17 protein-coding genes and 1 other RNA gene are annotated in these 21,700 nt (G+C 63.0%); 11 read left to right on the top strand and 7 right to left on the bottom strand.

Features of this window, described 5'->3' with window-relative positions:
* Window position 1: 1 nt before the first annotated feature.
* Entirely contained in the window at window positions 2–943 is a 942-nt protein-coding gene (locus HPY44_10165) for a HEAT repeat domain-containing protein (GenBank protein NSW56370.1), read from the bottom strand.
* 179 nt (window positions 944–1,122) lie between these two features.
* Between HPY44_10165 and HPY44_10160 the strand changes: the two genes are divergently transcribed.
* From HPY44_10160 to rdgB, 11 genes are all read left to right on the top strand, one after another.
* Window positions 1,123–1,656 (top strand): hypothetical protein, encoded by a 534-nt coding sequence (locus HPY44_10160; protein ID NSW56369.1) that lies wholly within the window; start codon window positions 1,123–1,125, stop codon window positions 1,654–1,656.
* Between the two features lie 70 nt (window positions 1,657–1,726).
* Window positions 1,727–3,631 carry a YihY/virulence factor BrkB family protein gene (locus HPY44_10155; protein NSW56368.1) on the top strand — a complete coding sequence of 635 codons (1,905 nt, stop codon included), beginning with the start codon at window positions 1,727–1,729 and terminating at the stop codon, window positions 3,629–3,631.
* Between the two features lie 83 nt (window positions 3,632–3,714).
* On the top strand, window positions 3,715–4,641 hold the full coding sequence (locus tag HPY44_10150) for a dihydrodipicolinate synthase family protein (GenBank protein NSW56367.1): 927 nt from the start codon (window positions 3,715–3,717) through the stop codon (window positions 4,639–4,641).
* Between the two features lie 20 nt (window positions 4,642–4,661).
* A complete protein-coding gene (locus HPY44_10145; protein NSW56366.1) occupies window positions 4,662–5,927 on the top strand; it encodes a methyltransferase in 1,266 nt (421 codons plus the stop codon).
* Window positions 5,928–5,948: 21 nt separating this feature from the next.
* Complete coding sequence (locus tag HPY44_10140; protein NSW56365.1) at window positions 5,949–6,893, top strand: glycoside hydrolase family 130 protein; 945 nt, start codon at window positions 5,949–5,951, stop codon at window positions 6,891–6,893.
* Between the two features lie 54 nt (window positions 6,894–6,947).
* The gene (locus HPY44_10135; protein ID NSW56364.1) at window positions 6,948–8,063 is read left to right on the top strand and encodes a galactose mutarotase; all 1,116 of its coding nucleotides are present in this window, start codon (window positions 6,948–6,950) and stop codon (window positions 8,061–8,063) included.
* A 130-nt stretch (window positions 8,064–8,193) separates the two neighbouring features.
* Window positions 8,194–8,539, top strand: a transfer-messenger RNA (tmRNA) gene (gene ssrA, locus HPY44_10130).
* A 142-nt stretch (window positions 8,540–8,681) separates the two neighbouring features.
* Window positions 8,682–10,325 (top strand): N-acetylmuramoyl-L-alanine amidase, encoded by a 1,644-nt coding sequence (locus HPY44_10125; GenBank protein ID NSW56363.1) that lies wholly within the window; start codon window positions 8,682–8,684, stop codon window positions 10,323–10,325.
* 42 nt (window positions 10,326–10,367) lie between these two features.
* Entirely contained in the window at window positions 10,368–11,093 is a 726-nt protein-coding gene (gene rph / locus HPY44_10120) for a ribonuclease PH (GenBank protein NSW56362.1), read from the top strand.
* Between the two features lie 14 nt (window positions 11,094–11,107).
* Entirely contained in the window at window positions 11,108–12,058 is a 951-nt protein-coding gene (locus HPY44_10115; protein ID NSW56361.1) for an aldo/keto reductase, read from the top strand.
* A gap of 1 nt (window position 12,059) precedes the next feature.
* Window positions 12,060–12,656 (top strand): RdgB/HAM1 family non-canonical purine NTP pyrophosphatase, encoded by a 597-nt coding sequence (rdgB, locus tag HPY44_10110; GenBank protein NSW56360.1) that lies wholly within the window; start codon window positions 12,060–12,062, stop codon window positions 12,654–12,656.
* A 104-nt stretch (window positions 12,657–12,760) separates the two neighbouring features.
* On the opposite strand, the gene HPY44_10105 is transcribed toward rdgB, so the two are convergent.
* From HPY44_10105 to HPY44_10080, 6 genes are all read right to left on the bottom strand, one after another.
* Entirely contained in the window at window positions 12,761–13,372 is a 612-nt protein-coding gene (locus tag HPY44_10105) for a hypothetical protein (protein ID NSW56359.1), read from the bottom strand.
* A gap of 119 nt (window positions 13,373–13,491) precedes the next feature.
* A complete protein-coding gene (locus tag HPY44_10100) occupies window positions 13,492–14,871 on the bottom strand; it encodes a hypothetical protein (protein NSW56358.1) in 1,380 nt (459 codons plus the stop codon).
* Window positions 14,872–14,908: 37 nt separating this feature from the next.
* A complete protein-coding gene (locus HPY44_10095; protein NSW56357.1) occupies window positions 14,909–16,876 on the bottom strand; it encodes a hypothetical protein in 1,968 nt (655 codons plus the stop codon).
* A 96-nt stretch (window positions 16,877–16,972) separates the two neighbouring features.
* Window positions 16,973–19,348 (bottom strand): UvrD-helicase domain-containing protein, encoded by a 2,376-nt coding sequence (locus tag HPY44_10090; protein NSW56356.1) that lies wholly within the window; start codon window positions 19,346–19,348, stop codon window positions 16,973–16,975.
* A gap of 119 nt (window positions 19,349–19,467) precedes the next feature.
* Entirely contained in the window at window positions 19,468–21,105 is a 1,638-nt protein-coding gene (locus HPY44_10085; GenBank protein NSW56355.1) for a CTP synthase, read from the bottom strand.
* Between the two features lie 26 nt (window positions 21,106–21,131).
* Window positions 21,132–21,662, bottom strand: coding sequence for a hypothetical protein (locus tag HPY44_10080; GenBank protein ID NSW56354.1), 531 nt, complete (start codon window positions 21,660–21,662; stop codon window positions 21,132–21,134).
* Between the last annotated feature and the right edge of the window lie 38 nt (window positions 21,663–21,700).

Below are 21,700 nucleotides of genomic sequence, written 5' to 3'. Positions count from 1 at the left end.
GCTAATCCGCCTCCTCCAGCGCCAGCAATTCCACCGGCCGCCAGATGCCGCCTGCGAAGGCCGAGTCATTCACCTTCACCGCGATCTGGTTGGCCTGGCCCCACTTGATCGCATGGCTCACATCCAGCCGGAAGGGCTTGTCCCAACCCATCGGGCCGATGGCATGGGCTCCGGCGGACTTCCCGTTGATCCACACCCAGCAGTCTTCATCCACCCCACCGAAAGCCAGCACCGCCCGGGCCGGTGGCGGATCGATGGCGGGCAGTTCCACGGTCCTGCGGTACCACGCCACGCCATCGTAGGTGTGCCCGAACTCCTCCCACGACTTGCCGATGCCAATGTCCAGCCAGCCGGCATCGTCCAGGTCAGCTGCGAACCAGCCGGCCTGCTCGCCCTGGTTGTCCGGGTCGGTCCTGAATTTCCAGTCCTCCTCCGGCAGGGGAATCGTGCGCACTGTGACGAACCGCGTTCGCAGGACATCCAGCGCCGCGTCGCGCACGAGTTGCTGTTCGTCCGATGTGGCGAGGGCGATGGCCTGCGAGACCTCATCAGACATGGGCCGCACCCGGCTCAGCGCAAACACCGCTGCCTGCCGGATCAGCACATGCGGATCTTTCATCGCCTGCATGAGGTCGGCTACGGCGGGCTTCCCGATAGCTCCCAGGGACGCCACCGCATTGCGCCGAACCAGCAGATCGTTGCTTTGCAGCGCTTTGCGCAAGGATGGCAAGGCGGCATCTCCAAACTGTCCGAGAAGACGGGCCGCCGTGCGCGCTACCACCGGATCGGGGTCATGGAGTGATGCCGAAAGCCGCTCGACAGCCGCGAGTTGCCCTGGCTTGAGTGTCAATAGAAGCGCCCGGCGCGCGGCAGCGTTCTGCTGGGCCGAAGAAGGCACAACCAGGCACAGCGCGCACGTTATCAATACAAACACTCGCGACATTCGCATCAGTCCTCCCAAGTCCGATATTGCCCGGGCCGCACCAGTTCGGTATCCGGCGCGGCGGCAGCGGTACAGCTGTCTGCCGGAGACAGGTTCCGCTCCCGAGCAGTAATCCCTTCAGCGGGGCATGCAGGCGATGGTCTCTTCCCGGGCGAACTGTTGTCATGGAGGTGTGGTGAATGGCTGACACGGTGCAGATCAACAGGGCCCCCGTTCTTGCGCTCTGGGCCGCAGTGGTGTGCGAACGCCTTGGGCACGACGAGGATGCGGCGCTCACCCTCGGGAAAGCCCTGGCGGGCCTCAACGCCCAGTCCAAGGGCCGGAGCCTGGGCGTTTTCGGCCCCCCGAGGCACCTGGATGAAGAGGGCAAACCAAAGAAGAAGGGTCTCGGCGAGGAGTTCTGGGTGGAGGTCCTTGGCAGGCCGGTCCCTGCCAAAAACACAGACGCAGGCTTGCGAGCTGTGGTCAAGGACGAGGCCATTGATCCAGAGAAGGTCCGCACATATCTTCAGAACAAATTCGGCGCGGACCTCGACCGGGTGCGCGACGCCATGCGTGCGCTCGCGGACTCCCTGGAACCAGAAGCCCTCGCGGAGGCAGGCTATGAGCTGTATGAGCGTTTCCGGCCACAGATCGCGTCAGGCAAGAAGGGCTGGGGGCAGAAAGGCGAGCTGGACCTGGACCTGATCCGCTCGCTCGCGAAGCTGCGGTAGTAAGAGAAGCGGGAACAGCGCTCCGTTTTTCGCATATCCTCTGCCGGCCGCCATGCTGAGAGAAGGCGACATGACAGACCCTGAACCGGAGAAACTGGCTGTCCGGGTTGCCCGGGCGCCGCTGCGCATCGCGGTGCTCTGGCTGCGCATTGCCAGGATCGCATACCTGCGCTTCTACTTCACGGGCACCCATTTCATGGCCGCTGCGGTGGCCTTTTACTCCCTGATCTGCCTGGGTCCGCTGGCCGTGCTCCTCGCCGCCGGGCTGCAGATGCTCCTGGGCCCCGGGACTGATGTGTACGAACGCATCCGCGAGGCGGCGCGGGAGCTTGGCCCAAATGCCGCTGACCGGATCATCCCCATGGTCGAGGGGCTGCTTGCAAATCCCATCGGCACCATGGGTTCGGGGGATGCATACGGACTCGTGGGGCAGGGCAATGCGTATCTTGCCTTCGCCGCAAGTCTCGTTACCGTGATCTGGGCCGCAATTCGCCTCTTCGAAACCCTGGAGCGCAGCCTGACAGAGGTCTGGCCGGGGAAGATCACGCGCGGATACCTCACCCGGAAGCTGGTGGCGTTCAACAGCATGGTGGTGGCAGGACTGCTCCTGGGGAGCTTCATGCTTCTCAACGCCCTGTGGGCCTCGGTGCGAACGTGGCTGCTGCAGTTCCCGGAGATCAATCCAGCAATTCTGGACGCCGCTCAGCCATGGTTCGTGGAGGCCGTCCAGATCTTGCTGGTCTGGGTGGCGTTCGCCCTTGTGTACAAGCTCATGCCTGTCCAGCGCGTCCCTAATCAGGCAGTGTTGGCGGGCTCACTGGGCGCGACGGTTTTGTGGCTCCTTGTCTCTCACATATTCACCAGCATTATCGCTCAGTCACAGCAGTTCGGCACGATCTACGGTGGCCTCACCGGCGTCGTCGTTTTCTCACTGTGGTCCTTCATCGGCTCCCAGACGCTCCTGTTTGGCGCGCATATCGCCGTAGGGTTCGAGCACGTCATGCTGCGGCGCCGTGGACTACTGGAGGACGACAAGCTCACGGGCGTTGCGCAGCGTCGGGCCGAGCGGGTCTGGCTGGAGCCTTCCACCAGACGTGTCCCGGGCGCTGCCGTCTCTGCGGCGTGCCAGACCCCGCAGGAGTCGCGCGAGCATGTGGATGCTCTGATCCTCGCCGGTGGAAGCTCGGGCCGCGATCTCGCCGAATGGACCGGTTGGGGGCACAAGGCGCTGATACCGATCCTGGGCAAGCCGAGCATCGCCCACATCATAGACGCCCTGCGAAAAGTGCCCAATGTCCAGAGCATCACCATCGCCGGTCCGGATGACCTGCTGGGGGAGATGGTCGGCGAGGGCAAGGCGGACCGGCTCATCGTAGAACGGCCGGGGCTCACCGCGAACCTGCTGGGCGCCATCGAGGACATAGGCACACACCGTCGGGTCCTGGTGGTCACCTGCGACCTGCCTGCGGTCACTCCCGCGGCGCTCTGCGAGTTCCTGGCGCATTGCTCGGGCGACGCCGAGCTGTGTCTCCCCCTGGTGTCGCGGGATTCCGCGGAGATGGTGGCCCCGGAGCGCCACTGGGCCTGGCTGCCTGTGAAAGAAGGCTGGGTGACCCACACCGGCGTCGCGCTGGTGCGGCCGGACGCGGCGGCCGAGTTCCGTGGCGCTCTGGAGCAGTTTCTGGTCCTGCGCAGGCGCCCGTGGCTTGCCGCCTCACTCGCCGGGCCGGGGTTTCTGCTCCGCTTCCTGGTCGGGTTTGTCAGCCCGCGGGCCGGCACGAGCATATCCGCGCTTGCGCGCCTTCTGGAACGGATGACCGGTGCCGCGCGCTGCGAACTGATGATCCTGGACCGCCCCGAACTCGCGATGGACCTGGACCGGCCGGGGGATGAACGGGACATAGAGGACCTGCTCCGAAGACTGAATCGACCAGCGCCGCCGCCGGACAATCCCTGGGAGCAGAACCAGCTCTGAGGCCGAAGGCAGGGACAAAGGAACCCGGAAGCAAAGGGAGAATCTCCCTCACGGGTAGTCAACAACAGACAGGGAGACACACTATGGCCGCGCTGAGCCGTGACAAACTTGCCGGAGTGTGGTCGGCGACGCCCACGCCTTTCAATGACGACATGACGCTGGACGAAGCCTCGGTGGAGCGCATGGTGGAGCACCATTTGCGCCTGGGGGTGAAAGGCCTGTTCCTCGCAGGGACTTGCGGTGAAGGCGCCTGGATGCCCGATTCGACCCGCCGTGCGTTGGTCAGAGCCACCGTGAAGGCTTCTGCGGGACGGCTGGTAATCGCGGTGCAGGTCACCGACAACTCCTCTGCGCGGATCCTCGACAACATCGCGATGGCTGCCGAGGACGGCGCGGACGTGGCGGTTATCGCGCCGCCCTACTTCCTCCTGAACGCAACGCCGGACAACATTCTCGCTCTGTATCAGGAAGCGATCCGTGACAGCTCCTTGCCAGTAGGCGTCTACGACCGTGGCAAGCTCGGAGCTGTGGTGGTCCCGGATGAAGTCCTGGCCAACATCTACGCCGAAGACAATGTGGTCCTCGTCAAGGACAGCTCTTCGGATGACGGCCGCCGGAAGATCGCTCTCGAAGCCCGCCGCAAGCGCCCAGACCTGCTTCTGCTCAACGGGAACGAGTTCAAGTGCGTGGATTACCTGGCGGCCGGCTACGACGGACTCCTGCTGGGCGGCGGAATCTTCAACGGCTACCTGGCGGGGCTCATCATGCAGGCGGTGAAGTCCGGCGATCTGACCACTGCGAATGCCTTGCAGGAGCGCATGAACACCATGATGTACGCGGTTTTCGGGGGCGAGAGCATCGCGTGCTGGCTGGCCGGGCAGAAGCGGCTTCTCGTGGAGATGGGCATCTTCAGCACCTGGCGGCATTTCCTGCGCTACCCGCTGACGCCCGAGTGCGAGCAGGACATCAAGCGCATCGTCAAGGAAGAAGCCGACGTGCTCTTCCCGTGACTTGACCCGAGGTGGGCGACATGACCTCCCGCGAGAGAGTCCTTGCGGCAATCGACCATCGCGAGCCTGACCGCGTGCCCCTGGACATCGGCGCCACGCCGGTCTCGGGCATCTCTGCGTCTACGCTGTCGAAGCTGCGCCTGGCGCTGGGTCTTGACAAGCCCGGTGATCGCGTACGGGTGATCGAGCCGTACCAGATGCTGGGCGAAGTCACCGATGATCTGCGCGAAGCTCTGGGCATCGACACCGTGGGCATCGGCGGGAAGGACACCCTCTTCGGGTACCCCGCCGAGGACTGGAAGCCCTGGGACATGCCGGACGGGACGCCGGTCCTCGTTCCGGGAGGCTTCAACACCCAGCCCGAACCCAACGGCGATCTGCTCCAGTACCCTGGCGGCGACCAGACTGTGCCGCCCAGTGGCCGGATGCCCGCGGGCGGCTTCTACTTCGACAGCATTATTCGACAGGAGCCGATTGACGACGCGAGCCTGGACCCTGAAGACAATCTGGAGGAGTTTCAGCCGGTCACTGAGGGTGAACTGGCGCGCTACAGCACTCTGGCTGCAGACCTGGATGCGTCAGACCGGGCAGTGGTCGCCAATTTCGGCGGCACTGGATTCGGTGACATTGCCCTTGTCCCTGCGCCTTTCCTGAAGCATCCGAAGGGAATCCGCGACGTGGAGGAATGGTACATATCCACGGTCGCCCGCCGCGACTATGTGAAGATCGTTTTCGCCAGACAGTGCGAAATCGCCCTTCGCAACCTCGAGCGCATCGCCGCGGTGGTTGGTGACGCCGTGCAGGTCGCAATGGTTACCGGGACCGACTTCGGGACCCAGCGCGGGCCCTTTGCGTCGGTGGAGAGCTACCGCGACCTGTTCAAGCCCTTCCATCGCGCGGTGAATGACTGGATCCACGCGAACACCCGGTGGAAGACCTTCATCCACTCCTGCGGCGGCATTCGCCCGCTTCTGGAAGACTTCATCGACGCCGGCTTTGACATCCTGAACCCGGTCCAATGCTCTGCGGATGGCATGGAGGCGCGGGGGCTGAAGGCGGATTTCGGCGACCGCATCACCTTCTGGGGTGGCGGAGTCGACACCCAGCGCACGCTGCCCTTCGGCACGCCCGAGGAAGTGCGCGCCGAGGTCCTGGAGCGCCTGGAAGTCTTCGCTCCTGGAGGCGGGTTCGTTTTCAACACCATCCACAATATCCAGCCGAACACGCCGGTCCCGAATTTGCTGGCGATGTTCGACGCGATCCGCGAGTTCAACGCCGTTCATTGAATCGGACACCGGTGAGGCACCATGCACGAACTCAGTCCAGCAAACGAGCCACTCCTGAAGCGCTATCCCGGTAACCCCATCATCCACCGCAATGCGACGCCCACCTCCAACAGCATCATGAACAGCAGCGTCATCCGGGTGGGCGACGAGTACCGGGGGGTCTTCCGGGTGGACGACCAGGCCCGGAACATGACGCTTCACTCCGGCCAGAGCAAGGACGGCATCGACTGGCACATTTCGCCGGAACCGATCCGGTGGCGCTGTGGCAATTGTGATCTCTCGCGCTTCGAGTACGGCTATGACCCGCGCATCACCCAGCTTGACGGCCGCTACTACGTGACTTGGTGCCATGGCTACCACGGCCCGTGCATCGGCATGGGAGTGACTGACGACTTCGAGGACTTTGAGCTTCTGGAGATAGCCCTGCCGCCGTGCAATCGCAATGCGGTGCTTTTCCCGCGCAAGATCAATGGGGAGTACTGTATGCTCCACCGGCCCAGCGACATGGGCCACACGCCCTTCGGCGACATCTTCCTGTGCTTCTCGAAAGACCTGATCTACTGGGGCAAGCATCGGTTCGTCATGGGCCGGCGCGGCGGGTGGCAGAGCACGAAGATCGGCGCGGGACCCGTGCCCATCGAGACCCCTGAAGGGTGGGTAATGATCTATCACGGGGTGCTCACGTCCTGCAATGGCTTCGTCTACAGCGCGGGTGCGGCGCTTCTTGATCTTGACGAGCCGTGGAGGGTGCTCTATCGCACCAGCCGCTACATCCTTGCGCCCACAGCCCTCTATGAATGTGTGGGCGACACGCCGAACGTGGTCTTTCCGGTGGCTGCGACCCACGACCCGGAGACCGACGAACTCCGGGTGTACTACGGCGCGGCGGACACCTGCGTCTGCCTGGCGACGACCACGCTGACAGAGCTGATTCAGTTCATCAAAGACAATAGTTTCGACGACTGAGGGGCAGCGGAACCGCTGACCAGTCTCAGCCACAGATACGAAGGAGGCCTCACCATGCGCGCCACCGTGTTGTGTAGTTGCCTTCTCATTCTCATCTCCACGAGCTTCGCCGCGAGGCCGAGCATCCAGCGCCTGGACTTCGGGAAAACTCCCGAGCAAGGCAAGCCCGTGGACCTGTACGTCCTGACTAACGTCAACGGCCTGGTCGCGAAGATCATGACCTACGGCGCGCTGCTTACTGAACTGCACGTACCGGACCGCGAAGGCAAATTGGGCGATGTGGTCCTGGGCTTCGACAATCTGGACGCGTACCTCGCCGGGCACCCGTACTTCGGCGCAACCGTGGGCCGGGTGGCGAACCGCATTGGGGGAGCTAGGTTCACGCTGGATGGCAAGGAGTACCTCCTTGCGGCCAACAATGGCCCGAACACCCTCCATGGCGGCATTGTGGGCTTTGACAAGGTGGTATGGAAGGCCACGCCGCTCCGGACTGCCGCCGGTCCGGCGGTGCGTTTCGAATACCTGAGCCCAGATGGGGAAGAGGGGTTCCCGGGAAACCTGCGAGTGCGCGTCACATACACCCTCACCAATGACAACGCCCTGCGCATCGACTACCGGGCCACTACCGACAAGGCCACCCCGGTCAACCTCACGCACCACAGCTACTTCAATCTGGCCGGTCCGGAGAAGGGGGATATTCTCGGCCATCGCCTGACCCTGGCGGCCTCGCACTATACGCCGGTGGATGACACTCTCATTCCCACGGGCGAGATCGCACCCGTGGCCGGCACGCCGCTGGACTTCACCCGCCCCAAGCGCATTGGCCGGGACATCGACATGATGACGGGCGACCCGGGCGGATATGACCACAATTTCTGCCTGGATTCAGGCGGCGGTAAGTTGGCCTTCGCTGCGCGGGTTGAGGAGATTACCACGGGGCGCGTGATGGAGATCTACACGACGGAACCCGGCATCCAGCTGTACACCGGGAACTTCCTGGACGGCACCCTCAAGGGCAAGGGCGGCGTGGTCTACCAGAAGCACGGGGGGTTCTGCCTGGAGACCCAGCACTACCCGGACTCCATCAACAAACCCGAGTTCCCATCCGTCGTCCTGCGACCGGGACAGGTGTACCGGCAGACCACGATGCATGTGTTCGGGGTGAAGTGACCGGGCCGTTGCGCTCCGGTGGTCCTTTGCGCTCGCCGTTCACTATCAACTGTTCACCATAAACTATGCATTCGCCGTATGTTTGACCCACCCCCATCTTGGGGGTATAATAGCTTTGTGAGTGCGGTTTGGGGGCGATTGGTTTCGACGGGGAGACAGGAAAGGCAAGGCTGCGAGCCGAGATCCCCGAGTCTCGTAAAACGCGGGAAAAGAATAACTGCCAACAACGAACTGGCACTGGCTGCTTAACGTAGCCATGTCTCCCGGGGCGAGCCAACCCGCTTCGGATGAGACATCAACTGGGTTGGATACCGACGTCCCAAACGCCCGCTAAGGGACGCGGGAACCAAATTCGGGCTGGCCGGGGATACCGGGCGACCAGGGAAGCCACGGCGAGATCGAATCGGCCGCTACGCTCGTAGACGCAGTGTCGTTCCTCTCTTCGGACGCGGGTTCGATTCCCGCCGCCTCCACCAACCAACACGGTGGATCTGCCCGGTTATGCCGGGCCTTTTAGTGTGCTTGTCCGGGATCGCCGCGCGCTGTGGCGGCAGTCTCGGCCCCGTGATATCGCATCGAAGCCTGCATCACAGACCGCAACACGGGACTGGGTAGCCGATGGGTAGCCGTCTTGGTGGCGTGTGGGTCCTCGGAACGATCATTTTCGCCGGCGTCTGCGTGGCGCAGGAGCCGGTGGGCGTTGTTATATGCGGCCGGGCCCTGGATAGCGGCCCGGCAGCGCTGGTTCTGGACGGCGTTGTCTGCGGCCCACTCGCTGATGCTGCCCGACTGGCTTCCGCGCGCGCGGACTGGAACAAGGCTGAGCAGACACTTACCCTGACCACGGCGCGCGGGCAGAGCGTGAAGCTCGCAGTCGGCAGCGCCACCGCTCAGATTGCCGGCAATCCCCGCGTGCTTCCGCGCAAGATCGAACTGCGCCAGGGCACCTGCTACGGACCTCTTGAACCAGTGCTCACGGCTCTCGGCCTCTCCTTCCGCTGGAAGAAGGGCGACGCATTCGTGCTGGCCAATGCGGTCCTGACTCAAGTGGAAGTGCGTGCGGATGCGCGCGGTGCGCGAATCCGTTTGGACTGCTCCGCGCCGGTGACGGGAAATACCGAACGCATGGCTGCCCCCACCCGCTTCTATGTTGACCTGCGCGGCGCCGAGATTGCCCCTGACGTGCCGATGATCCAGTATATCCACACCGGCCCGCTTGCCAGGGTGCGCCTGGGAGTACCGGTTCCTCAGCCGCCGACCGCTAGAGTGGTTGCCGATCTCGGGAGCGACCAACCGGGCCGCTGGGAGCCGGCGGCAGGCGGGTATGGCGGGATAATGATCATCGGCAGCCCGTCGGACAATGCGCCCGTCGTCAAGCGCCGTTTCCCGGCGATTACCGACGTGACGCTTGTGCAAGGCACGGACGACTCCGAGCGGCTGCGCATTCTCACGGACTGGCCTGTGACCCCAAACTGGGACCTGCACATGCGGCCGGTGCGCATCACCGTGAGTTTTGCCGACACGCGATCCGGCACTAGCGAACGCGATCTGCCCATGTTCGGCGAGTTCGTCGAGTCGGTGACCGTGGACCAGGACGGAGACCCGCCGCAGACCACCCTCACCCTCAACCTGCGCGAACTGATCCAGTTCGACGTGAACCCCATCGCTCCCGCGGGTTTGGAGATTGTCTTCCGGCGCGAGCAGCTGGAAGGGAAGCGGGTAGTTCTCGACGCCGGGCACGGTGGCAAGGACAACGGCGCTTCGGGCAAGGTGCTCAAGGAGAAGGAAGTCACTCTCGACGTGGCCCAACGAGCAGCGCGGATTCTGCGCAGCCGTGGTGTGCTTGCTCGCATGACCCGGGATGATGACCGTTTTGTGGATCTCTATGACCGCGCTGGTTTTGCCAACCGCCTCGGGGCGGACATGTTTGTCAGCATTCATTGCAATGCCATGCCCCGGCGGAACGAGGGTATTGGCACCGAGACCTTCTACTATCGCCAGGCCAGCAAGTGCCTGGGTATGATTATGCAGCAATCTCTGGTTGCGGCGCTCAAGCGACCTGACCGCGGCTTGAAGCAGGCCCGGTTCGTGGTCATCCGCGAGACCCGAATGCCCGCAGTGCTCGTGGAGCTGATGTTTCTGAACAGCGACACGGAGGAAGCCCTCTTGCAGCAGGACACGACCCGCGAGAGGGCTGCCGTGGCCATCTGCGAGGGTTTGCGGCAGTTCGTGGAGGGCACCGGGGCGCCGGGGCGAATGTAATCCCAGCACGAAACAATTACCGGGAAGGAACGAGACGCTTTGATTCGATCTGACGGACGTGGCAACGCTGACCTTCGAGACATCAAGCTGCTGGTGGGTGTAAATAAATACGCGGAAGGCTCGTGTCTCATCGTGCAGGGCGACACCAAAGTGCACGTGACTGCCTCCATTGAGGACCGCGTGCCCCGGTGGCTCATGGACTCCGACCAGGGCTGGATCACCGCAGAGTACGGAATGCTTCCGCGAGCGACCTCCGAACGCTCCAGCCGCGAGGCGGCGACTGGCAAACAGGGGGGGCGCACTCTCGAGATCCAGCGTCTCATCGGTCGCGCACTGCGGGCCGCGTGCGACTTGAAGCTTCTCGGGCAGCGCACCATCACTCTCGACTGCGACGTGCTCCAGGCTGACGGCGGCACCCGGACAGCCTCCATCACCGGTGCCTATGTGGCTCTTGCGCAAGCCACAAAGAACTTGGAGAAGCGCCGCGTTATCAAGCGCAGTCCGCTGGTCACTCAGGTGGCCGCGGTCTCGGTGGGGATCGTTGCCGGCGAACCCATGCTGGACCTTTGTTTCGAAGAAGACAGCAAGGCCGGTGTGGACCTGAATCTGATCATGACCGGTGAGGGGAAGATCGTGGAGATCCAGGCCACCGCCGAGGATGGCGCCTTCAGCTTCGAGCAGCTGAACCAGATGATGAGTCTCGGGCAGGACGGAATCAGAGCGCTCATGGCGAAACAGGCGGAAGCTATCGCCCGACTGGGCGAATGAAGGAGGGCTCCAGGTTGGAGTATCGCAAGCTGGGCGCAAGTGATCTGAACATCTCAACAGTGGGGTACGGCTGTTGGGCGATGGGCCATGCTTTCTGGGGTGACGACGTCGTCGACGAGGAATCCGTTGCCGCCGTCAAGCTGGCCTTCTCGCTGGGGATCAATTTCTACGACACCGCTCAGGCCTACGGCTGCGGGCATTCGGAACGGGTCCTCGCGCAGGGCATCGCCGGCTTGCCTCGAGACCAGGTCATCATCGCCACGAAGACCGGACTGCAGTGGGACGCAGACCAGAACATCACCCGCAACAGTTCGCCCGAGTACATTGCGAGCAGTCTTGAGGACAGTCTCGACCGCCTGGAGACAGATTACATCGACCTGTTCCAGGTTCACTGGCCCGACCCTGACGTGCCGATCAAGGACACCGCCGCCGCGATGAAGGCCTGCCTGGACAGCGGGAAGATCAGGGCTGTCGGTGTCTCCAACTACAGCGTGGAGCAGATGTCCGAGTTCATGGAAGTCTGCCCACTGCACTCCCTCCAGCCGCCCTACAGCATGCTCACCCGGGACATCGAGGCGGAAATACTCCCATTCTGCCGCGAGCACAACATCGGCGTGCTGGCGTACAGTCCCATGGCGCGCGGATTGCTCACCGGAAAGTATGACGAGAATGCGACCTTCCCGGAGTCTGATGCCCGCTCAAGTTCCCCTATGTTCAAGGGCGAGCGCCTCGCGAGAAACGTGGCAGCTGTGCGGGAACTGGCTGCGATGGCGGAGGCTCAGGGACGCACCGCGGCTCAGCTCGCGCTGGCCTGGGTTCTCGCCCAGCCCGGCCTGACCTGTGCCCTCGCTGGTGCCAAGCGACCCGCCCAGATTCAAGAGACAGCGGCGGCATCCGGTTGGACCCTCACTCCCGAGCAGCTGGCTCAGATCGACGAAATCATCGAAAGGCACGGGGCCGGATAGCATGCTGGAGCGGCTCGTGGTCGCCACCCGGAATCAGGGCAAGTTTCGGGAAATCGCGGAACTGTTGGATGGGCTGGCCGTGGAGGTGGTCTCGCTCGCGGACTTTCCGGACGCGCCGGAAGTAGAAGAGCCTCACGATACCTTCTGCGCGAATGCCTGTGAAAAGGCTCTGGTCATCGCCGCAGCCACCGGGCACTGGGCCGTCGCCGATGACAGTGGCCTGGAGGTGGATGCGCTCAATGGCGAACCCGGCGTGAAGTCGGCGCGCGTTGCGGAGACTGATCCCGAACGCATCGCGTGGTTGCTCCAGCGCCTTGAGGGGGTCGCGCCCGAGGATCGCCAGGCGCGGTTCGTCTGCTGCATTGCGCTCGCGTCTCCCGAGGGGATTCTGGGCACGTGGCAGGAGACTGTGGAAGGGTTCATCTCCGATGCGCCCGAGGGCGACAACGGGTTCGGCTTCGACCCCGTGTTCATCTACCCGCCGGCGGGGTGCACTTTCGCCCGGCTGAGCCGCGCGGAGAAAAGCCAGGTAAGTCATCGAGGGAAGGCGTTGCAGGCCTTCCGGCGGGATTTCAAGGCCATTCTTGCCCAACGCTGACGATACATTGCCCAATGAAACACCAAAGACGCCGCGGACTGGTCTGCAATCCGCGGCGTCTGCTTTTCGTCACCTGATCGCGCCCGTCAACCGAGCGTGAGCGGCTATAGCCCCGCGATCTTGAACATCGAATTGGTCGCTCCCGTGGTTGCAGGCTTTTCCCAGCCAATGACCTCGCCGGGCTCGTCTTTCATGATGGGCTTTATCTCATCCGTACCTTCGGCACCCGCCGGGAAAGCCGTGGGCAGCATCGTGAAAGTCTCCCGGGCGTAGACCTGGCTTGGCAGATCGTCAGCCACGTAAAACACCGTACCCTGCGGCTGGTAGCCTGGCTTGGTCACAACCACCGTCACTGTCTCCAGGTCATCGGCGCGGTAGGTGGCCACGGTGAAGCCCGAGAAGATCCAGTTCGCCAGGAACCCACGCCATTCCGGCGGATACTGGTTGCCGAGAGAGACGAATTGCCAGCTTGTCCGGGCGTTCTGCGCGACGCCATCGACCCAGACCGTAACCTCCCCCAGGGCGTCGCCAGCCAGATCATGCACCTGGAGGATGATAGTCAGGTTGTGGTATCGCGGTTCGCAGTCTACGAAGGTGGTCTCGTCATCGCTCGAGCATCCGCTGAACAACACGGGGACGAACACGCAGGCGCCAAGGACCAGGAGCGCGATACCGGGCGAACTGATATTTCCGCCGTTCCGGGGCCTGTATGTCATCGGGGGACCCTCCTTGCCGACTGAGCTGTGTAGTATCTACTATAAGATATAGTAGATGACGTTCGGTGTCAATAGGTAGTTCACCGGAGTCGATGGCCATAACATGCATCGGAGGGGTATCATTCGAACCGCCAGGGCGGCAGAGGGGGCCCGGAGGAAGCTATTTCCTCGAGATAGCAGCCGGTCTTAGCCGTGGGGAGGGCGCCTTTGTGCTCGGCGTCCCCCAGCACGCGGTAGGCAAGGACGCCGTGCCACCGGCCGTCCGCCAGTCGCAGCACCGCACCGGAGGGATGATCGACCATCCAGGCCCCTCCACCGGGAGCCGGACCGAACTCATCTCGGGCGGCCCGCACCGTAAGTGGTTTCTCGAGGTCCATGCGTTCGGCGTTCAGGGGCCAGATGCACAGTGTCTCACGTCCACTGCCGGACAGGTTAGCAGCGATATACGGAGTGCCGTCCGCTGCGGATCCGATGGAGATCGGACCGGAGTTGTGTGCGCCCGCCAGCTTGATCACCGTGCCCCATTCCAGGCCATCGTCCTGCTTGTGCCAGACGCGGACGTCAGGGGTGCTCACCACCAGGCGCCATTGTGGACCCTCGCCGTTCTTACGCCACACCTGAACTTGGCCGTACCGCTCGCCACCCGAGCCCCTGGTGGTGAAGAGCAGGGCACCGTCCTTGTCGCGGACAAGGCTCGGTTCGGCCCAACCCTCACCGGGCGGAGTTACGGGCGAGAAAGCGACGGGTCGCCACCGGGATTGACTGCGAGCCCAGCGCGATACACCGGTCACTTGTCCGGACCCGTCGGTGGCGCTGACTGCCAGGAGCAGATCATCGCCGTCCGGGATGGCGTTTGTGATCCCGGGCGCCACGATCCGCCAGACACCCACCGTCGGGTGCGTCTGCTCCAGCCCTGATGATGAACGCACTGACCGGAAGCCCTCGCCGCCGTATGTGAACTGGTGAACCTCACTACGGTGGATGTACTTCGTACTCCAGCTGAAGTGACCGTTCTCGTCCACGGGGAAAGAGATGGCCTGGCAGAGCCCGAAGCCGCTGCCTGCGTGAGGGTGAGGGGTGCCGTCCTCACGGAGCGCCCCTTGCGGGACGAACCCGCCGATGATCGGGAACTTCACCACAAGACGCTTTTCGCCATCAGCGCCGGTCTCGCGCTCGTTGCGAGAGATCGCGACCGCGTCGTCGGCGCTAATCGCCTCGAGGTCGTTGAAGACGATGACATCTGTCCCGTTCTCGTAGTCCGTGACGTTTATGCCCTCGACACGGACATTGCAGAAAACCGCCGCCCTGTCGGGCGCAACCTGGAAGGGGAAGCCAAGACCATAGACGAGCACTACGTCGTTCGTGGAGTGGGGAGGCGTCACGAGATCCGCCCCCTGCGCGGTGACGCCGGTGATCTGCGCGGCGAGGCGGCTGCTTAGCGCGCACGCGAAAATGGCGATTAGCACCGGCAGCGGCCGTGTTGTGGCGAGTCGATGCATGGCTCTCAACTTCGTGTGCAAAGGCGATAGCTCGCAATCACACCCAGAATGCGTACGTGCGTATCTGGAAAATGATCCCAATCAGGGTCCACAGGCTTCCGAGAATGAACTCGCCCAGGACCAGTCCCAGGGCGGCGGGAATCGCCGACTGGAACATCTTGAACCCGCCGTAGCGCAGCATGACTAACTTGATGAGCCAGGCGATGAAAATGGGGAGCCACAGGCAGTTCATCGACCAACTGCCCGAGATTGCATAGCCGACAGGGTGGAAGGGCCACCAGATGAAGTTCACGCGCAGAAACATGAGAAGCAGTGAGAAGACGAATCCCACTGCGTAGGCGCCGATTTCGGGCCAGCGAGTGCCGTATGGCGCCTGTAGCCAGCCTGCAAGACGCTGGAATGGCTCGCGCCCGAAAGTCTGGGCGACAAAACTCATTTTCGCCGCCATCCCATAGCTGTAGTAGTTGTGGACCTGTGCCCAGAAAGCGGCAAACACGCCGATAACCGTGGCGATGGTAAGGGCCAGCGCCATCGCGGACTGGGGGATTCCCGACGTCTGCGCGATCTTGAAGGACTCAAGCTGGATCGGCATGGGGTGTGCGCGGTAGGCTCGGTTGAACCAGTAGCACATTTCGAGCACAGTCAACTGGCGGGCGTCGAAGACAGCCGTGCTTGTGCCGAACAGGTTCGTGAGGATGAGGTCCGGGCCGCCATTGTGCAAATCATGGGCAGGCGGGCCAAGTTCAGCCCGAACGCGTGCCACCGTCAGAGAGATCAGGAAGTAGATGCCAAAGAGCAGTGTTGCGACCCACATCCACATGCCCATGCGCGCCGCGAAAAGCGCAAGAAACGCCGCGCCGCCCCCCAACACCCACATCGCCAGGGGGTAGCCCATCGGCTCACCCTTGTCGTTGATTGGCGATCGGCCCACCAGACCCAGCCAGATATCCTTGATGTGTCCCCTGGCCATCCACAGCGCAAAAACTGCCAGTCCGATATATGCCGCCGAAGCCTGCTGATCGGCGTACGGGAAACGTGGGATCTGGCTCAACCCGAGCATCGCGGAGACAAGCCGCTGCCCCTTCCAGAAGAGATAGAAGAACCAGCATGAAAACGCCAGGTCCAGGGGAAGCAGGAGGCCCAGGCCTACCGCGAAGGGGTAGAAGGAGATACGCGTCCCGCCGAGGGCGTTCCACGGATACGTCCGGAACAGCGTGGACATGTACGCATCATAGTGGACCACGCGCACTTTGATGAGCGGGATCGCGGGCCACAGTTCGTGAAAGCCGTTGATGAGCGTGATCGCCGCGGCGACTGCGAATCCCATCCACATGAACTTGTTGCGCAAGAGGGGGACGCCCGGCTGGGTCAGCTCCAGGGGCATGTGGGTGATGGGGTAGGTCAGCTTTTCCCGGTCCATCCAACGCTTGCGAAGCAGAGAGTTCATCGCCAGCATCATGGTGCTCAGGACGATGAGAAACAGACCCCAGTTCGCGACCGGCACGGCCCAGGCCTTTATGCGCTCCATGGTATACAGCGTCGTGCCGCCCTCGAATGCAGGCTCGTAAATATCCGGGTCGCTGATGGTCAGGTGCTGCGGCAGGTACTGGAAGAAGAGGTCTTCCCACTTATTCTCCGGGCTTGCCAGCCAGAAGGGCATCACAATCTGCGGAGTGACCACTTGGATCAGGTCGTGCCCACAAAGCGCCGAGGCCACGCAGACCATGCAGTAGATCACTAGCAGTTCATTGCGGTGCAGCGCACGGCGCGGGAAGAGTCGACGGATGCCGGAGTTGATCAGCACCAGCGAGAAGAGTATGAAGACGGCGTTGAAGAACAGCGAAACCGTGGTTGGGTGGCCCTCGTACCGCACCACGGCCATCTGGGTGATCCAGTAGGCGTTCGCCGGCAGCAGTATGCAGGCAAGGATCACAGCCCGGGGAGTGACGCCCCTTGCCCCGGGATCGTTGGAAACAGGAGGCGAGGTCGCGGCGAGTATTTTCAACGCGGTGGGGCTCCGAATCTCCAGAATCAGTGCGGCAAGCATGAGGGTCTTGAGGCAGCAGGCACGAGCTGCCGCACAATTCCACGTGACCCGCGGCTACACCTTCTCGATGGGCGCAACCTCCGCCAGTAGCGTCTTCACACCCTTGCCGGCGAATGCCACCACAAGCTCCATGTCCACACCGCTTCCCCTGACCTGCACCACCAACCCCTCGCCGAATGTCCTGTGACGCACGCGGTCACCGGACTTGTACTCGATGCCGGATGCGTCCGCAGCCGGCGCGGTCCCCGCGCCGCGTTCTCGTTTGCTCTCTGGCGCCGCCTTCGCTTCGCGTTCCCGGCGCCGCTCCTCTCGACTGCTTTTCGGCCGTCGAGGCGTCCCTTCGGCCTGCGCCGCGGCCTCCTGTCGCTGCCGATCTCGCGCTTTCTCCATGTTCGCCCGGGCGCGGGACAGGAGCTCGGTCATATCGATCTTCCGCCCACCGACCTCCTGTTCTTCGCCGTCGTCATCATCCCCGAGGACCGAACTGGACACCAGGTTGGCGAGGGTGACCTGCCGGTCTACCAGTTGGTCGGGCAGGTCGGCCAGGAACCGCGAGGGCCGCATGAGCTGGGGCTGCCCGTAGATGACACGATTGTACGCATGGGTGAGGTACAGCAGGCTCTGGGCCCGGGTCATCCCAACGTAACAGAGCCGGCGTTCTTCCGCGAGTTCGTGCTCCTCTCCGAGACTGCGCTGGTGAGGAAAAATGCCCTCCTCCATGCCCACCATGAACACCACCGGAAACTCCAGCCCTTTTGAAGCGTGGAGGGTCATGAGCGATACTTTGCTACCGATCTCCTGCGCCTCGTCCAGGTCTGACAGGAGCGAGATGTGCTCCAGAAAGCTGCCAAGGTCGGCATCGGGGCGGTCACGCTCAAACCGCTCAGCAAGGGAGACGAATTCGCGCAGGTCTTCGGCCTTGGTCTGATCCTCCGCCGTCTCGCTGCTTTCCAAAGCATGCAGGTAGCCGGACATCTCGGCCACACTGCGGCAGAGCACGGTGAGAGACTGCTCCGCGGCTACCTGCCGCAGCCTCTCCATGAGATCGTAGAAATCCGCGACTGCGTCCCTTGCGCGCTGCCGCAGGTTCTCGTCGGAGGCGACCACCCGCACCGCGTCATACAGGCTCATACCGTTGGCCGCGGCGATGCGGTCGATGTGGGAGAGGGTCTTGTCCCCGATGCCCCGGGCGGGGACGTTGATGATCCGGCTCAAGGACACGCCGTCCGCAGGGTTGAAGATTACCCGCAGGTATGCAATGAAATCCTTGATTACCGCGCGCTCATAGAAGCGGATGCCTCCCACGACCTCGTAGGGTATTCGCCGGCGCATCATGGCCTCTTCGAACACCCGGGACATGGCATTGGCGCGGTACAGGATAGCGTAGTCGCCAAAGCTGGTCATTCTGCAGTTGACCTGAGCCTGGATGGTCTGCGCTACCCAGTCCGCCTCTTGTTCGGCATCCACGGCCTCATACTGCACCACATTCTCCCCGGGACGGTTCTGGGTCCAGAGTTTCTTCTCGCGCCGATCAACATTGTGTCGGATGACTTCGTAGGCGCACTCCAGGATTTTCTGGGTAGACCGGTAATTCTGCTCCAGTTTAATAATCTGCGCCTCCGGGTACTGGCTCTCGAAGTCCAGGATCAGCCCGATGTTCGCCCCGCGCCAACCGTATATGCTCTGGTCATCGTCGCCCACCACGCAGACGTTCCGACTGGCTTGCCCCATGAGCCTGATGAACTCGTTCTGAGCATGGTTGATGTCCTGGAACTCGTCCACCAGGATGTACCGGATGCGGTCGTGGTACACCTTGAGAGTCTCAGGACTTTCACGCAGAAGCTGCACGGTGCGCATGAGCAGGTCGTCGAAATCCAGCGCATTGTTGGCCCGCAGCGACTGCTGGTAGCGTGGATAGACCTGGCGCACCACCTGATCGAAAGGTCCGCGGCTGGAACGCCGGTATTCCTGGGGCCCGATGAGTTCGTTCTTCGCCGCACTGATCGCCCAGTGGATTTCCGCCGGCTTGTACTGCTTGCTGTCGATGTCCAGCACTGACAGCGCCTGGCGGATCAGGGAGCGCTGGTCGGACTCATCGTAGATCACGTAATTGTCGGGGATGCCGATGGCCGACCCGTGGGCGCGCAGGATACGGGCGCAGATGGAATGGAATGTACCCACCCACAAACCCTTGCCGGCATCGCCGGTGAGCTTGTGGATGCGCTCCTTCATCTCGCCCGCGGCCTTGTTGGTGAAAGTGACTGCGAGAATCGCTTCCGGCGGGATCTTGAGGTCATGGACCATGTGGGCGATGCGGTATGTCAGCGCCCGGGTCTTTCCGCTGCCGGCGCCGGCGATGATGAGAACAGGTCCTTCGACTGCCTCGGCAGCCTGACGCTGCTGAGGATTGAGTTCGTCCAGTAACGACAAAGTGAATCACCGATGATACGCGTGATGGGTCCGGCTCAGTATCGGGGTCGTCAGGCAAGAGGACGGGCGGCACGCCCTGTCCCTCGCAGTCTGCGCGTTACGTTCTTATGGCGAATCCCTTACGCAGGCCGCTGGCCGCAGCCGCACTCGCCCTGGCGCTTGAGGGCTGCTTGTACCAGACCCCGGAAAAGGGGGTGTGCGCGGTTGGGCCGAGATTGGAATTCCGGGTGGAACTGGGTGGCGATGAAGAACGGATGCTCGGGGTACTCGATGATCTCCACCAGGTCGCCCTCGGGCGACGTCCCCGAGAACACCAGCCCGCAGTCGGCCAGCGTCTTTCGGTATGCGTTGTTGACCTCCAACCTGTGTCGGTGGCGCTCGTGGATTTCCGTGGTCCCGTAGAGCCGCGCAGCCAGCGAGCCTTCCTGCAATACGCACGGGTAGGCGCCCAGGCGCATGGTGCCGCCAAGTTCGGTCACGTACTCCTGTTCTTTCAGGTAGATGATTACCGGGTGCGCCGCATCCTGCTTGAACTCCCGGCTATCTGCGCCCTCGAGACCGCAGACGTTGCGCGCAAACTCGATGCAGGCGGTCTGCAGGCCGAGACAAAGGCCCAGGTAGGGGATGCGGTTCTCCCGGGCATAGCCGATGGCCGCGATCTTGCCCTCGATACCCCTGTCGCCAAATCCACCGGGAACCAGCACGCCGTGCACTCCTGCCAGGTGAGCCTCGGGGCCGTCGCGCTCCACGTCTTCCGAATCCACGTAGCGGATCTCCACCGCGCAGTCGTTGGCGATCCCGCCATGCTTCAGCGCCTCGGTGACGGAGAGATAGGCATCCTTCAGGTCCATGTACTTGCCGACCATGGCGATGGGCACCGTGCTGCTGGGATGATTGATTCGGTCCACCATCGCCTGCCACTCGCCCAACTGCGCCGGTCTGGGGGGGATGCCCACTTCCTTACAGATCAGGTCGGCGATTCCCTGCTGCTCCAGAAGCATGGGGATCTCATACAGGCTGGCGGAGGTATCCTGCGCCTCAATGATGTGCGATGCCGGTACGTCGCAGAATAGCGCCAGTTTTCTCTTCGCCCCTTCATCGATGGGGCCCTGAGTGCGGGCGACGATGATATCCGGCTGGATGCCAACGCTGCGCAGTTCCCGGACGCTGTGCTGGGTCGGCTTCGTCTTCAATTCGCCGACGGTTCCCACAAAGGGGACGAGCGTCACATGCACGAAGCACACGTTCTCCGGGCCCTCGTCAATGCGCATCTGGCGGATGGCTTCGAGGAACGGCTGGCCCTCGATGTCGCCGACAGTCCCGCCGATCTCGACGATGAGCAGTTCCGCGTCCTGTTTCTTCGCAGCGAGGCGGATACGGGACTTGATCTCGTCGGTGATGTGCGGAATCACCTGGACGGTGTGCCCCAGGTAGTAGTTTCCGTCCCGCTCCTTGGCGATTACCTCGCCGTAGACCTGGCCGGTGGTGACGTTTGATGCCTTGCTCAGGGGCTGGTCGATAAACCGTTCATAGTGCCCCAGGTCCAGGTCGGTCTCGGCGCCGTCATTGGTGACGAACACCTCGCCATGCTGGAAGGGGTTCATCAGGCCTGCATCCACGTTGATGTACGGGTCCATCTTCACGATACCGATGCGGATACCACGGTCTTTGAGCAGACGCCCGACGGATGCAGTGGTGATACCTTTCCCGATACCCGAGATGACTCCACCGGTGACGAAGACGTACTTTGCGCTCATGGTCTGTCCCCTTCTATGCGTGTGCTTCAGATCGTGTCCTGCGGTTCCTCGGGTGCGGCATCAGCAGGCGCCTCGGCAGGCGCGACTGGTTCCGGGGCAGTCTCTACAATGGGTTCGGGCGCCGGCTCCTGCGCCGCGACCACAGGCTCCGCACACACCGGCGGCTCCGGTTCCTTGACCGGTTCGGCTGCGGGTTCCACGGTGGCCGGGGTGTCATCGGTGACCTCAGGCACATCCAGATCAGGCTTGGCTTCGTTGCGCAACTTCTCCAGGGCCTCTCGGGCTGCTTCGAGTTCCTTACCTATCTCGTCGATGCGCTTACAGGCCGCGAGCAGGTCCAGGTTCTCCACCTTGCCCCGGCGATAGAGCGCGTACACCTTCTTGCCCATCTCCGTCACCAGGTCCTCGCGTTCGCGGTTGAGGTTCCGCATCTTTCCGCTGATCTTGCTCGCTTCAGACCGCTGGTCGATAGTTGCTGCGAGACTGTCCACGCTCTCACGGCTCTTGCGCCAAAGGCTGGCGGCTATGTTCTTGGCCTCGTCCAGGAAATCCGACATCCAACTCGCCTCCCGAAAGCGGACAGATTTCATGTGGT

The sequence above is a fragment of the Armatimonadota bacterium genome, from assembly GCA_013314775.1.
GTDB lineage: Bacteria > Armatimonadota > Zipacnadia > Zipacnadales > JABUFB01 > JABUFB01.
Note: the sequence above shows the minus strand (reverse complement) of the source record. Positions and strands in the feature narration are given on the sequence as shown.

What these genes read in the sequence shown, in the direction of transcription:
- HPY44_10155 (NSW56368.1), top strand. Translation starts at nt 1,727, where the DNA reads ATGACAGACCCTGAACCGGAGAAACTGGCTGTCCGGGTTGCCCGGGCG.
- HPY44_10125 (NSW56363.1), top strand. Translation starts at nt 8,682, where the DNA reads ATGGGTAGCCGTCTTGGTGGCGTGTGGGTCCTCGGAACGATCATTTTC.
- HPY44_10080 (NSW56354.1), bottom strand. Translation starts at nt 21,662, where the DNA reads ATGTCGGATTTCCTGGACGAGGCCAAGAACATAGCCGCCAGCCTTTGG.
- HPY44_10100 (NSW56358.1), bottom strand. Translation starts at nt 14,871, where the DNA reads ATGCATCGACTCGCCACAACACGGCCGCTGCCGGTGCTAATCGCCATT.
- HPY44_10140 (NSW56365.1), top strand. Translation starts at nt 5,949, where the DNA reads ATGCACGAACTCAGTCCAGCAAACGAGCCACTCCTGAAGCGCTATCCC.
- HPY44_10160 (NSW56369.1), top strand. Translation starts at nt 1,123, where the DNA reads ATGGCTGACACGGTGCAGATCAACAGGGCCCCCGTTCTTGCGCTCTGG.
- HPY44_10135 (NSW56364.1), top strand. Translation starts at nt 6,948, where the DNA reads ATGCGCGCCACCGTGTTGTGTAGTTGCCTTCTCATTCTCATCTCCACG.
- HPY44_10085 (NSW56355.1), bottom strand. Translation starts at nt 21,105, where the DNA reads ATGAGCGCAAAGTACGTCTTCGTCACCGGTGGAGTCATCTCGGGTATC.
- HPY44_10165 (NSW56370.1), bottom strand. Translation starts at nt 943, where the DNA reads ATGTCGCGAGTGTTTGTATTGATAACGTGCGCGCTGTGCCTGGTTGTG.
- rdgB (NSW56360.1), top strand. Translation starts at nt 12,060, where the DNA reads ATGCTGGAGCGGCTCGTGGTCGCCACCCGGAATCAGGGCAAGTTTCGG.
- HPY44_10105 (NSW56359.1), bottom strand. Translation starts at nt 13,372, where the DNA reads ATGACATACAGGCCCCGGAACGGCGGAAATATCAGTTCGCCCGGTATC.
- HPY44_10145 (NSW56366.1), top strand. Translation starts at nt 4,662, where the DNA reads ATGACCTCCCGCGAGAGAGTCCTTGCGGCAATCGACCATCGCGAGCCT.
- HPY44_10150 (NSW56367.1), top strand. Translation starts at nt 3,715, where the DNA reads ATGGCCGCGCTGAGCCGTGACAAACTTGCCGGAGTGTGGTCGGCGACG.